At 44.4% G+C, this 12,257-nt stretch carries 13 protein-coding genes; 2 read left to right on the top strand and 11 right to left on the bottom strand.

All coding sequences use genetic code 11. The features are described from left to right. Positions 1 to 6: 6 nt before the first annotated feature. Positions 7 to 1,377, bottom strand: coding sequence for a Mur ligase family protein (locus tag PG766_RS01260; RefSeq protein ID WP_070098607.1), 1,371 nt, complete (start codon positions 1,375 to 1,377; stop codon positions 7 to 9). A gap of 182 nt (positions 1,378 to 1,559) precedes the next feature. Between PG766_RS01260 and sigK the strand changes: the two genes are divergently transcribed. Next, positions 1,560 to 2,192: an RNA polymerase sporulation sigma factor SigK gene (gene sigK, locus PG766_RS01255; RefSeq protein ID WP_118198380.1), complete on the top strand. Its 633-nt coding sequence runs from the start codon at positions 1,560 to 1,562 to the stop codon at positions 2,190 to 2,192. 74 nt (positions 2,193 to 2,266) lie between these two features. Here the strand turns inward: sigK and PG766_RS01250 are convergent, their stop codons facing one another. The 8 genes from PG766_RS01250 to mtaB form a co-directional block, all read right to left on the bottom strand. After that, positions 2,267 to 3,178 carry a CPBP family intramembrane glutamic endopeptidase gene (locus PG766_RS01250; protein ID WP_118198381.1) on the bottom strand — a complete coding sequence of 304 codons (912 nt, stop codon included), beginning with the start codon at positions 3,176 to 3,178 and terminating at the stop codon, positions 2,267 to 2,269. Further along, positions 3,171 to 4,406 (bottom strand): peptidase U32 family protein, encoded by a 1,236-nt coding sequence (locus PG766_RS01245; RefSeq protein WP_008375008.1) that lies wholly within the window; start codon positions 4,404 to 4,406, stop codon positions 3,171 to 3,173. The genes PG766_RS01250 and PG766_RS01245 overlap by 8 nt, the downstream gene beginning before the upstream one ends. 36 nt (positions 4,407 to 4,442) lie before the next feature. Beyond that, a complete protein-coding gene (locus tag PG766_RS01240; protein WP_008375007.1) occupies positions 4,443 to 5,090 on the bottom strand; it encodes an O-methyltransferase in 648 nt (215 codons plus the stop codon). 154 nt (positions 5,091 to 5,244) lie between these two features. Continuing rightward, positions 5,245 to 6,909, bottom strand: a complete 1,665-nt coding sequence (locus tag PG766_RS01235; protein ID WP_117556117.1) for a ribonuclease J — start codon at positions 6,907 to 6,909, stop codon at positions 5,245 to 5,247. A gap of 122 nt (positions 6,910 to 7,031) precedes the next feature. Then, positions 7,032 to 7,298, bottom strand: coding sequence for a DUF1292 domain-containing protein (locus tag PG766_RS01230; protein ID WP_008375002.1), 267 nt, complete (start codon positions 7,296 to 7,298; stop codon positions 7,032 to 7,034). Positions 7,299 to 7,337: 39 nt separating this feature from the next. After that, complete coding sequence (ruvX, locus tag PG766_RS01225) at positions 7,338 to 7,766, bottom strand: Holliday junction resolvase RuvX (RefSeq protein ID WP_044999233.1); 429 nt, start codon at positions 7,764 to 7,766, stop codon at positions 7,338 to 7,340. A gap of 12 nt (positions 7,767 to 7,778) precedes the next feature. Beyond that, positions 7,779 to 8,036, bottom strand: a complete 258-nt coding sequence (locus PG766_RS01220; RefSeq protein ID WP_008374998.1) for an IreB family regulatory phosphoprotein — start codon at positions 8,034 to 8,036, stop codon at positions 7,779 to 7,781. Between the two features lie 51 nt (positions 8,037 to 8,087). Continuing rightward, on the bottom strand, positions 8,088 to 9,413 hold the full coding sequence (gene mtaB / locus PG766_RS01215; RefSeq protein ID WP_173824522.1) for a tRNA (N(6)-L-threonylcarbamoyladenosine(37)-C(2))-methylthiotransferase MtaB: 1,326 nt from the start codon (positions 9,411 to 9,413) through the stop codon (positions 8,088 to 8,090). Positions 9,414 to 9,547: 134 nt separating this feature from the next. Here mtaB and PG766_RS01210 point away from each other — a divergent pair, with 134 nt between their 5' ends. After that, the gene (locus PG766_RS01210) at positions 9,548 to 9,781 is read left to right on the top strand and encodes an HPr family phosphocarrier protein (RefSeq protein ID WP_008374994.1); all 234 of its coding nucleotides are present in this window, start codon (positions 9,548 to 9,550) and stop codon (positions 9,779 to 9,781) included. Between the two features lie 92 nt (positions 9,782 to 9,873). On the opposite strand, the gene thiI is transcribed toward PG766_RS01210, so the two are convergent. After that, on the bottom strand, positions 9,874 to 11,055 hold the full coding sequence (gene thiI, locus PG766_RS01205; RefSeq protein WP_055155635.1) for a tRNA uracil 4-sulfurtransferase ThiI: 1,182 nt from the start codon (positions 11,053 to 11,055) through the stop codon (positions 9,874 to 9,876). A gap of 9 nt (positions 11,056 to 11,064) precedes the next feature. After that, positions 11,065 to 12,222 carry a cysteine desulfurase family protein gene (locus PG766_RS01200; protein WP_270590280.1) on the bottom strand — a complete coding sequence of 386 codons (1,158 nt, stop codon included), beginning with the start codon at positions 12,220 to 12,222 and terminating at the stop codon, positions 11,065 to 11,067. Between the last annotated feature and the right edge of the window lie 35 nt (positions 12,223 to 12,257).

The raw sequence follows: 12,257 nt of genomic DNA, 5'->3' as shown, positions 1-12,257 counted from the left end.
CCCTCCTTATTCGTAAAATGCCTTGATATCGGTATGCTTGCTGATCTCGCCGCGCAGATCAAACATAGCGGTATAAGTCGGCATAATAAATGTCGGTGTCTCATCCGCTCCGATTGCTTCTAAAAGGTTCTCATAGTCACGGATCACTTCAATCCGTCCAGTGTCAAATCCTGCATATTTCAGGCGGAGCGCCATATCATCTGCACGGACTCCGGATACCAGAATACGGGTAAAGCGTGCGCTCTGGCGGGCAAGTGCTTCAAAATCCACATCCCAGATCCAGCTGATATCGGTTCCATCTGCATAACGGTCGTTCAGAAGGAACGCAATCTTGCACTCTTCCTCATCATTAGAGATCTGGTTGATGACCTGATTGTACCCTGCCGGGTTCTTGACAAGCATCATACGTGCTTTAGACTTGCCAAGTTCAAACTGTTCCGCACGTCCGAAACCACACTCAAATCTGCTGAGTGCATCAACTGCTGTGTCTTCATCGATTCCAACAATCTCTGCAGCCGCAACACAAGCTGCCGCATTGTAAATATTGTAACCTCCCGGAAGATTAATGTGCACATCATGGCTATGCCCGAATGCATTTAACACGATATCCGAAGAATCTGCTCCGGTACGCACTACCTGCGTCACGCCAACCTGCGGTGTCTGCCGGTGATATCCACATTTCGGACAGCGGAAACCGCCAAGATGGCTGTAAGTTCTGTAATCGTATTCATATTCTGTCTTACAATGAATACAGTACACTGCATCAGACAATTCAAACGCTGTCTCTTTGTAAATCGGCACATCCACCCCGAACCATACAACCTTATTCGGTACATCATCTGCAAGAGATGACGTCAATGAACAGTCCGCGTTCAGGCACAGGGTTGCATCCGGTACGTGGGTAATTCCTTCGCGGATTGCATTCAACGTGTGGGTGATCTCCCCATATCTGTCCAACTGGTCACGGAAAATATTGTTGACTACCAGACACTCTACCGGCAGCATCTCACTGGTCTTGCGGAACGCTGCCTCATCGCACTCGATCAGTGCGTGTGTGTAGGAACACTTGCCAGAAAGACTGCAGTGCTGTGCAAACACCGTAATGATCCCGGTCAGAAGATTGGCACCGGATTTATTTGCGAAGTACTTATATCCGGCTTCTTCAAATGCCTGCTCGATCATACGGGACGTGGTCGTCTTTCCATTGGTTCCGGTCACTACCGTAACCTTCACCCCACGTGATAATTCCTTTAAAATATCTTTGTCAATTTTTAATGCGATCTTGCCCGGAAGGTTCGTTCCGCCTCGTCCCATCCGCCGCAGGACTGCATTGGATGTCTTACAGGCAAGTACCGCTAATCTTGTCCTTATTCCCATAATTTTTTCCTTTTCTCTCGTAATCTCATTTCTTTTGTAAACCATATCTGCTACTACATGATTCAACGCTCATTATAACGCATTTTCAGACGTACCACAAGCGCAAAATAACCCGAATGGAAAAGCACAGAACATTTCACTTTTACATACAATGTTAGTAACTCTATTTTGAGGTAATCGTATTGAAATCCTTTCCTCCGCCTCTTACTCCAAAAGAGGAATCCGAGCTTCTGAGACGCAGTGCAGACGGTGACAATGAGGCCCGTCATATTCTGATCGAGCGCAATCTCCGTCTGGTCGCTCATGTCATAAAAAAATATCAGCATCTGGAGGACGATACAGAAGATCTTCTGTCCATCGGAACCATCGGTCTTATCAAAGCAGTTTCCACCTTTAACCCAGACAAAAAAGCCCGGCTTGCCACCTACGCCTGCCGCTGCATCGAAAATGAACTTCTGATGATGCTGCGCACCAAGCGGAAAAGTAACCGGGAAACCTCCCTATACGAACCGATCGGTACAGACCGGGAAGGGAATGAGATCTGCCTGTATGATGTCATCGAATCTGATGAAGAAGATGCCTGTATGCAGCTTGCCCTGAAAAATGATATTTCTCTTCTCTATGAAAAACTGGAATCCGTTCTCACCGACCGCGAACAGCTGGTACTGAAAAAACGCTACGGTCTTTATGGTGAAAAAGAATATACCCAGAAAGAAGTTGCAGCTTCTCTTGGCATCTCACGTTCCTACGTTTCGCGAATTGAAAAAGGGGCGATTCAAAAACTCCGCCCCTGCTTTCTTCCTTCTCATTTTTAATTTTTGCCGGTCTAGATCCTGTCTGTCCATTTTTAAATTCATGATGCTTCTTTCACACCGACAGACAGGACACTCTACTCAAACATTCCTATACCAAAAAGCAGAATGCCAAGTCCTAGAAAGACGCTACTTACAAGCACAAGCCCCAGCAGAGTTTTCTTTTTCTCTCTTGGCAGAAGTCCCCTGTCGTATCCCGGCTGTCCTTTATGGATCAGGTAATTCCCCGCATAAAGCAGAAACGGTCCTGCCGAAGCATAAATAAAATACACCGCCACCGTCACAAGCAAAATGCCTGTCGATGCCATAGCTTCTGCACTTTCCATCTGCTCTGAAGCCACACTGGAAGTAAGCTGTAAAAGCAATGTCGGTAACGCATTATTGATCAGATGGAAAAACATGTTATAAAACATGTTATCCGTCTCGGCAAGCAGATATCCCATGGCGATTCCAAGCATCGCTGTCGGCACAAACCGCCAGAAGCTTCCGTGAAATGCACCGAACACTGCTGCACTGATCAGAATTGCCGGCCATGGACTCCTAAAGCCACGAAAACAGCTGAAAAGCCCGCCTCTGAATGCTATTTCCTCAAAAATCGCCGGCGTGACACAGATCAGAAGAAATGCAAGTCCAAACGGCAGTCCACCGGATAATTCACTCACACTTTCTGTAGCCCCACTCATCTGCTCCGGAAATACATAAAGCAGGATCGATGTCGGAATCATCGTGATCAGAAGGGTTCCGATCCACATCAGCAATGTTCCGACAGTCTTTGCGATCGTCGGTCTGTGAAATGGAAATGCACGCTTTACGTCTTCCCTGAAAAGCACTACTATTCCAAGTGCCAGCACCGCAAGAAGACCCTCATACATTGGAATTCCCCACTCACCAAAATAATAGACACAAAATCCGGAAAGCCAGAATATATCCACGCCGTACAGAAGGATCAGTACGATCGCCGCATATGGCTTCCACGTTTTTTTATTCATCTGCTTCCTCTTTTCTTCTGAGAATATCGTACTTGTCAGCCCTACCGGACAGTTCTACATACAGTACCTGCTTCGGATGTGGTGCACTCTCCTGTTCTTCTCCTTCTTCATTTACGATCCGTTTTACCTGAACCTCCACGTTATCTCCGTTCGGTTTCATGATCTCAATCGTCTCGCCCACCGAAAATTTATTTCTCTGTTCGATCTTCACCATACCGTCTTTAATCTCTTCTGTGATTCCAAGATATGTGTACTCCCGGATATAGGTGTTGCTGTCATAAATCTGTGCCTCTTCCGATGGTTTTCCAAAGAAAAATCCAGTTGTAAACTGCCGATAGGTACAATTCGAGATCTGGTCCAGATACCACGGCATATTCTTCCTGTAAAGCTCCGGATCTTTCTGATAATCATCAATTGCTTTCCGGTATGTTCTCGCTACAGTTGCCACATACAGAGCCGTTTTCATTCTTCCTTCGATCTTGAAGCTGTCAATCCCCGCATCGATAAGCTCCGGAATATGTTCGATCATACAGAGGTCTTTTGAATTGAAAATATACGTTCCTCTCTCATTTTCATAAACCGGCATATATTCTCCCGGACGGGTTTCTTCCACAACAGAATATTTCCAGCGGCACGGATGGGTGCATGCGCCATGGTTTGCATCCCTGCCTGTAAAGAAATTACTGAGCAGACATCTTCCGGAATAAGAAATACACATTGCACCGTGTACGAATGTCTCAATCTCCAGATCATCCGGGATATGTGCACGGATTTCTTTGATCTCACGCATGGAAAGTTCTCTTGCAGATACAACTCTGCTCGCCCCTTGTCTGTACCAGAACATATAAGTTGCATAATTTGTATTATTGGCCTGTGTACTCACATGTCTTTCAATTTCCGGACATACTTCTTTTGCGATCTCAAATACACCCGGATCAGCAATGATCAATGCATCCGGTTTTATTTCCTTTAACTCTTTAAAATATTCCCGCACACCTTCCAGATCGTAGTTATGTGCCAGAATATTTGCAGTTACATATACTTTTACATCATGCTCATGTGCAAACCGGATTCCTTCCATCATATCTTCTTTGGAAAAGTTCTTTGCCTTTGCACGAAGTCCAAATGCTTCTCCTCCAATATAAACTGCATCTGCTCCAAATACGACTGCAGTCTTCAACACTTCCAGGCTGCTTGCCGGTATCAATAATTCAGGATGTCTTGCCATTATTTTTTTCCTTTCTGTTACTGTTATCTCCTGTTTTTATTTTCGCACGCTCAGTGCCACTCCATCTCCCAGCGGAAGAATAGATGTCTCAAGCTCAGGATGATGTTTCAGAGTATACAGATACTCCCTCATCCGGCTATGGATCGTGCGGTCTCTTCTTTCCACCGCAAACCGTGACTCAATAATATCTCCATCCTGCAACACATTATCCGTGATCAGGATCCCTCCCGGCACAAGGAAACGCATCACCTGTTCTAAATATGCCGGATATTGTCCCTTTGCGGCATCCATAAACACAAAATCAAATCCTGCATCATCCGGCATGCCTTTCATAATCTCCAGTGCATCACCTTCAAGCAGCGTAATTTTCTGTTCCATACCTGCCCTGGCAAAATTGGCTCTGGCAATTGGAATCCTTTTTTCGTAATTTTCGATTGTTGTAATGTGACATTCCTCCGGAGAATATTTTCCCATCAGAATTGCCGAAAATCCAACTGCTGTCCCAATTTCAAGAATCTTTACCGGACGTTTGATCTCCAGCATTACTTTCAGAAAACTTTTTGTCTCTTTGCGGATGATCGGAACCATGTCCGCAAGGGCTTCCTGTTCGATCTCATCGAGAACGGGAATGTCCGCACTTTCCAGAGAATGGAGGTAAGTCGTCAGTCGTTCTTCTACTATCATATCTTCCTCTTTTCTTCCAAGGGAATTCTTATCCTATACATTTATCATAGAAGCGCAGACAAAGTCTATTTTCTTTTCAACTCTGACTGCGCTTCTTTATGCAGATATCTTCGCATCTGCTTATTTTCATAAAAATGCCACAGGCATCTTTATATTATACATCCATAATGATCGGAAGGATCATTGGTTTTCTCTTGGTTCTTTTCCAGATAAAGTCATTCATTGTGTCGCGGATCACAAGCTTAATCTTGCTCCAGTCAGCATGACGGCTCATCAGACATTTTTCAACCGCTTCCGTAACAACCTTCCGTGCCTCTTCCATCAGGCTTTCAGATTCACGTACATAAACAAATCCACGGGATACGATATCCGGTCCGGCAAGAAGCTGGTTGGTACGCTTTTCCAGTGTCAGAACGACAATCAGGATTCCGTCTTCTGCCAGATGCTGACGATCACGCAGAACAATATTACCGACATCGCCAACACCGAGTCCATCTACCAGAATTTCTCCTGTGTGTACCTTATCTACAACTTCTGCGCTTTCATCATCCAGTGCAAGTACATCGCCTGACTTGAGGATGAAAATGTTGTCCTTCGGAATCCCAAGAGATTTGGCAATACCTGCGTTCGCTTTCAGATGACGGTATTCTCCGTGAACCGGAATTGCATATTTTGGTTTTACCAGTGAATAGATCAGCTTCAGCTCTTCCTGGCACGCATGTCCGGATACGTGCGTATCCTGGAAAATAACATTCGCTCCCTTTTCAGAGAGTTCATTAATGATATTCGATACCGCTTTTTCATTACCCGGGATCGGATTAGAGCTTAAAATGATCGTGTCACCCGGCATGATCGATATCTTCTTATGGATATCTGCTGCCATACGTGACAGAGCCGCCATAGATTCTCCCTGGCTTCCGGTTGTGATGATCGTTGTCTTCTCTCTTGGATAGTTTTTCAACTGATCTGTCTCGATCAGCGTATTCTCCGGCACATTCAAATAGCCAAGCTCTGATGCAACCGAAATGATATTTACCATACTGCGGCCTTCTACAACTACTTTACGTCCATACTTGTAAGACGTATTGATGATCTGCTGTACACGGTCTACATTCGAAGCGAAGGTTGCTACAATAATTCTTGTATTGGAGTGTTCGGCAAAAAGCCGGTCAAATGTAGCTCCCACTGTCCTTTCTGACTGTGTAAAACCAGGTCTCTCCGCATTGGTACTGTCTGACATCAATGCCAGTACCCCTTTCTTGCCAATTTCTGCAAAACGCTGCAGATCAATCGCATCACCAAATACCGGTGTATAATCTACCTTAAAGTCTCCGGTATGCACAACAATACCTGCCGGCGAATAGATTGCCAGTGCCGATGCATCCTGGATACTGTGGTTCGTCTTGATAAATTCAATTCTGAATTTTCCAAGATTGATCGACTGTCCATGGCGCACTACTTTTCTTTTAGTTGAGCGGAGAAGATTGTGCTCTGTGAGCTTTTTCTCGATAATTCCCATAGTCAGCTTTGTTGTATAAATCGGCAGATTAATCTCTTTAAGCACATAAGGAAGCGCTCCAATGTGATCCTCATGTCCATGTGTGATCACAAAACCCTTCACCTTATCCGCATTGCTCTTAAGGTAACTGATATCCGGGATTACAAGATCGATTCCGAGCATATCATCTTCCGGGAACGACAATCCGCAATCTACTACAATAATACTGTCTTCATATTCAAAGGCAGTGATATTCATTCCGATCTTTTCAAGGCCTCCAAGCGGAATGATCTTAAGTTTTGAGTTGCTTTTTTTCTTCAATCTCACACCTCCATATATTTTATGTATCTCATCCGTACATTTAATTATCGTAAAATTCGGAGTCCGCCTCTGTGTGCGAACCCCGTTCTTATCTGTCAGAAATATTCTTTTGACAGTTCCGTCTACACTTCAATCTCCACATCCTCCAGAAGCTCTTCGAACACCTTGAGTACGGCATTAAGCTCTACTTCCTCTTCTACCATCTCATAAACGCTGTCCTTCTCTTCCGGCGCACTTGTATCCTTCAAGATCAGGCACTCTGCATCATCCTCTTCTGAATCTGCAACCAGAAGGTAAGTCACTCCATTCAGTCTGGTCTGCTCCACAACAAAAAATTCTTCTGCTTCGCCGCCTTCTCCGCATGTAAACGTTAATTTTTCATTCTTCATATACTTTCCCCTTATCGTCTGATTGTATTCCAAAGCCTGTTACTTTTGCATACCCAGAGAGTCCAGATATCCCTGCAATATAAATACAGCTGCGATCTGATCCACATACTGCTTGCGGTTCTCCCGTCTTACGCCGGATTCCATAAGTGTCCGTTCCGCTTCCACCGTTGTAAGGCGCTCATCCCACATCACGATCTCAATGCCGGTACGCCGCTTCAGCATCTCTCCAAATTCCAGTGCCTTCTCTGCCCGTTCTCCGATATCATTATTCATATGTTTCGGAAAACCGATCACAAACTTCTCTACTCCATATTCGGTTGCAAGGCTCTCAATCCTTGCCAGTGTCTTCCGAAGCTTGTTCTCGTCCTTCCTCGTAACCGTCTCCACTGCCTGTGCCGTAATCCCCAGAGGATCACTTACAGCAACACCTACGGTCTTCGTACCATAATCAAGTCCCATTATCCGCATCATATCTTCAACCTACAGTTCATGTCTGATATAAGCTTTTAATAATTCTTCTACTATCTCATCCCGCTCAACCTTCATCACAAGGCTTCTTGCTCCGTTATAGCTGGTAATGTATGTAGGATCACCGGACATAATGTATCCTACAATCTGATTCACCGGATTATATCCTTTTTCCACCAGAGCATTATATACAATTTCCAGAATATCTTTTGCCTGGATCTGTGGTCCTGTCTCTACCTGAAAAAATTGTGTATTCGTTATATCTTTCATCTTACGACCTCCAATACTTCATATTCATTTTAATATAATCTATACAAAAATTCAATGCATAATTTGTGAAAGTGAAGTAAGTTCTATCTCTTTTAACTGATTGATCCACCGGTCTGCCTGTTCCGGTTCGCATGGAACCCCAATCCGCAGATATTCCTTGGTGTGCCCTGTGACATAATTTTTCCCATCACGCTCTGTCATCTCTTCAAATAGAACTTCCACCTTTTTTCCAAGCCATCCTTCTTCATAGCGCTGCATTTTTTTGCGGTTCAGTTCCAGCATGATATTGCTTCTTCGCGTTTTTTCATGTTCCGGGATCTGCCCGTCCATCTTCGCAGCCTTCGTTCCCTGGCGCTTTGAATACTTAAATATATGAGTCTCATAAAAATTGATGCTGTCTACAAAGTCCCGGGAGGCTTCAAATTCTTCCTCTGATTCCTGCGGGAATCCTACGATCACATCGGTTGTCAGTGCCGGATTTTCAAAATACTTCCGGAGAAGCTCACATTTTTCCCGATATTCTGCCGCATCATATCTGCGGTTCATCCGTTTCAGGGTTGCATCACATCCGCTCTGCAGAGACAGGTGAAAATGCGGACATATCTTCGGCAGGCAAGCCAGTTCTTTTGCAAATTCTTCCGTCACGATACGCGGTTCCAGAGAACCCAGACGGATCCTTTTGATCCCTTCAACTCCATGTACCGCGCGGATCAGATCCAGGAGTCCTTCTGTCTGCTTTCCATTTTCATCTTTCCATTCCAATCCGTAAGAACTGAGATGGATTCCGGTAAGCACCACTTCCTGATACCCATGTTCCGCAAGTGTACGCACCTCTTCCACTACATCTTCCTTTTTCCTGCTGCGCACGCGTCCTCTCGCATAAGGAATGATGCAGTAGGTACAGAACTGGTTGCAGCCATCCTGCACTTTCAGATATGCCCTTGTATGCTCTGCTGTCCGGGAAAGATGGAGGCTCTCATACTCGAAGGTATGGTTAATGTCAATGACCTCCTGCATCTGTTCCGGAATGTCTTCTTTAAAATATTCTTCCAGAAGGCGGATCAGATCCTTTTTTTTATTATTCCCGATTACAATATCTATATTCTCATCCATCTCACCCATATCCGCCTGCGCCTGCACATAACAGCCGGCCGCTACGATCACTGCATCAGGATTCTGTTTTCGGGCACGATGGATCATCTGTCTGGACTTGCGGTCTGCCATATTCGTTACCGAGCAGGTATTGATCACATAGACATCTGCCAGATCATGAAACGGTACGATCTCATATCCGTTCTTTTCCAGCAGTTCCTGCATCGCTTCTGTTTCATAAGCATTTACCTTACAGCCCAGGTTGTGTAATGCTGCTTTTTTCATAAATTCATCCTACTTTCAATATTTATAACATTTAACGAAAATTTCATTCATTCTTCGGCGTTTTGTTCCTTGACTTTTTTACGTATAACTTTTAATATAACTATAGAAAATGAAATCAAGGAGGTGTGTTTTCAATGAAAACCGTACAAATTTCTTTAAATTCTATCGACAAAGTAAAATCATTCGTAAACGAAATCACAAAATACGATTACGATTTTGACCTGGTATCCGGAAGATATGTGATTGATGCAAAATCTATCATGGGTATCTTTAGTCTTGATCTTTCTAAACCGATCGATCTGAACATCCATGCTGAGAACCAGGATGCTGATAACATCATCGAACTTCTGAAACCATACTTAGTATAATAGAATGCGAAGTATCAGGACGCAGTACATTTTCTGTACTGCGTCCTTTCTTTTTTTGAGGAGAGCCTGAAAAAGCTCCCCTTTTTCTTTTATTATTTTACGATGATCGTCTCCACAGTATTCACTGCTTCTGCAAACAGTTCATCAATCTTTTCACTTAAGTTTTCTTCTGATTTGCGGATCACTTCTACATTCGGTTTGGTTACCGGATGTTTTGCCACGAAGATCGTACAACAGTCTTCGTATGGAAGAATGGAAGTCTCATAGGTTCCGATCTTCTCTGAAATATCTACGATCTCCTGCTTGTCAAACCCGATCAGTGGCCGATATACCGGCAATGTACATACATCGTTGGTTGCCATCAGGCTCTGCATGGTCTGGCTTGCCACCTGTCCGATACTTTCACCGGTAATAAGTCCCAGGCATCCGTCTTCTTTTGCAAAATGCTCTGCAATCCGCATCATATAACGGCGCATGATGATCGTCAGTTCATCATGTGGGCATTTTTCATAGATATAAAGCTGGATATCGGTAAAGTTGACTACATGCAGCTTGATCGGTCCTGTATATTTGGAAACCTGCTTTGCAAGATCCACTACCTTCTGCTTAGCCCTCTCGCTGGTGTACGGCGGTGCATGGAAATAGGTTGCCTCCAGTCCGACGCCACGTTTGGAGATCATATAACCTGCAACCGGACTGTCGATTCCACCGGAAAGCAGAAGCATCGCGGTTCCATTGGTCCCGATCGGCATACCGCCAGGTCCCGGAATGATCTCGGAATAGATATAAATCTCTTCTCTTACCTCTACATGAAGCAGTACATCCGGATGGTGTACATCTACCCGGATTTCCGGGAATGCATACAGAATAGCTTCTCCGAGGTCATAATTGATCTCCATTGATTTCTTCGGATAGGTTTTCTTTGCACGACGGGACTCTACCTTAAATGTGATATTCTTATCCGGATAAACCTCATCCATGTATGCGATCACATCTTTTTTCAGTTCTTCAAATCCTTTATCCTCTACGCGGACAACCGGACAGATCCCTACAATTCCGAATACTCTTTTCAGAGCTTCTACCACTTCATCTCCGTCATAATCTCCGTCACAGTCCACATAAACTCTTCCCTGTGCTTTATAAGTATGGAATAATCCATCCAGGTCTTTTAACGAATGCCTGATCTGTCTTACCAGTGCATCCTCGAACATATAACGGTTCTTTCCTTTGATTCCGATTTCTCCATATTTTATCAAATAAGTCTGAAACTTCATTCTTTCCTCCTAATGGCGTGTGTACTTTCTAAGCATCGGTACACAATTATATAATGTTTCCAGCGTATAGTCAATTTCTTCTTCTGTAGTAAATTCTGACATACTGAATCTGAGCGTTGCGTCCAGATATTCTTTTCCGGCTCCGATTCCCTTTAACACTCCGCTGATCGCCGGATGGTTGGATGCACATGCCGAACCGGATGATACATAAATCCCCTTCTCTTCCAGTGTATGAAGAAGAACCTCACTCCGGATTCCTGCAAATCCCACACTGATGATATGTGGTGCACTTGTTTCATCATAAAGTCCGTGGATCACAGTATGATCGATTTTCTGTACCCCTTCGATAAAGTGCTGTTTCAAGGCACGCATATGTGCCACCTTTTCATCCAGGTCTGTGTAAATCGTCTTTGCTGCCAGCCCGATTCCTGCAATCCCCGGTACATTTTCTGTTCCGGAACGCATGTTTTTCTGCTGCTCGCCTCCGAAAATGATCGGTTTTACTTTTGCTTTTTCATTGATATAGATAAAACCGATTCCCTTCGGTCCATGGATCTTATGTCCGCTTACAGAAAGCATATCGATTCCCATCTTTTTCGGGCAAATCTTATATTTTCCAAATCCCTGTACTGCATCCACATGGAACAGGATATTTTTATTATAAGCCTTTACGATCGCAGATGCTTCTGCAATCGGCTGAACCGATCCCACTTCGTTATTCACATACATGACCGATACCAGGATCGTCTCGTCACAGAGCGCTTCCTTTAACGCATCCAGGCGGATCCGTCCATACTCATCAACCGGAAGATAGGTCACACGATAGCCCTCCTCCTCTTCCAGGTAACGCATGGTATTGAGAATTGCCGGATGTTCAATTGAACTGGTGATCAGATGCTTGCCGGCACGGTGATTGGCACGTGCACCTCCGATCAATGCAAGGTTGTCACTTTCTGTTCCACCGGATGTGAAATAAAGTTCCTTTTCCTGCACCTTCAGAATCTTTGCAAGTGTCTCCTTCGCCTCACGAACATACGCTTCTGCATCCACACCTTTTTTATGCATGGAGGATGGATTGCCGTAATCCTCACACATCACTTTTCCAACTATATCCCGAACACACTCATAGGCTCTCGTTGTTGCTGAATTATCCAGATAAACTTCCATTTTTCTTTGTCTCCCAAACACTTCTTCTCTTTATC

Source organism: Coprococcus sp. LG101-27 (assembly GCF_027695515.1).
GTDB classification, from domain to species: Bacteria; Bacillota; Clostridia; order Lachnospirales; family Lachnospiraceae; genus Allocoprococcus; species Allocoprococcus comes.
Note: the sequence above shows the minus strand (reverse complement) of the source record. Positions and strands in the feature narration are given on the sequence as shown.

Coding starts and splice junctions, on each gene's coding strand:
- PG766_RS01260 (WP_070098607.1), bottom strand. CDS start 1,377: ATGGGAATAAGGACAAGATTAGCGGTACTTGCCTGTAAGACATCCAAT.
- PG766_RS01250 (WP_118198381.1), bottom strand. CDS start 3,178: ATGAATAAAAAAACGTGGAAGCCATATGCGGCGATCGTACTGATCCTT.
- PG766_RS01245 (WP_008375008.1), bottom strand. CDS start 4,406: ATGGCAAGACATCCTGAATTATTGATACCGGCAAGCAGCCTGGAAGTG.
- PG766_RS01240 (WP_008375007.1), bottom strand. CDS start 5,090: ATGATAGTAGAAGAACGACTGACGACTTACCTCCATTCTCTGGAAAGT.
- PG766_RS01230 (WP_008375002.1), bottom strand. CDS start 7,298: ATGAAGAATGAAAAATTAACGTTTACATGCGGAGAAGGCGGCGAAGCA.
- ruvX (WP_044999233.1), bottom strand. CDS start 7,766: ATGCGGATAATGGGACTTGATTATGGTACGAAGACCGTAGGTGTTGCT.
- PG766_RS01220 (WP_008374998.1), bottom strand. CDS start 8,036: ATGAAAGATATAACGAATACACAATTTTTTCAGGTAGAGACAGGACCA.
- mtaB (WP_173824522.1), bottom strand. CDS start 9,413: ATGAAAAAAGCAGCATTACACAACCTGGGCTGTAAGGTAAATGCTTAT.
- PG766_RS01210 (WP_008374994.1), top strand. CDS start 9,548: ATGAAAACCGTACAAATTTCTTTAAATTCTATCGACAAAGTAAAATCA.
- thiI (WP_055155635.1), bottom strand. CDS start 11,055: ATGAAGTTTCAGACTTATTTGATAAAATATGGAGAAATCGGAATCAAA.
- PG766_RS01200 (WP_270590280.1), bottom strand. CDS start 12,222: ATGGAAGTTTATCTGGATAATTCAGCAACAACGAGAGCCTATGAGTGT.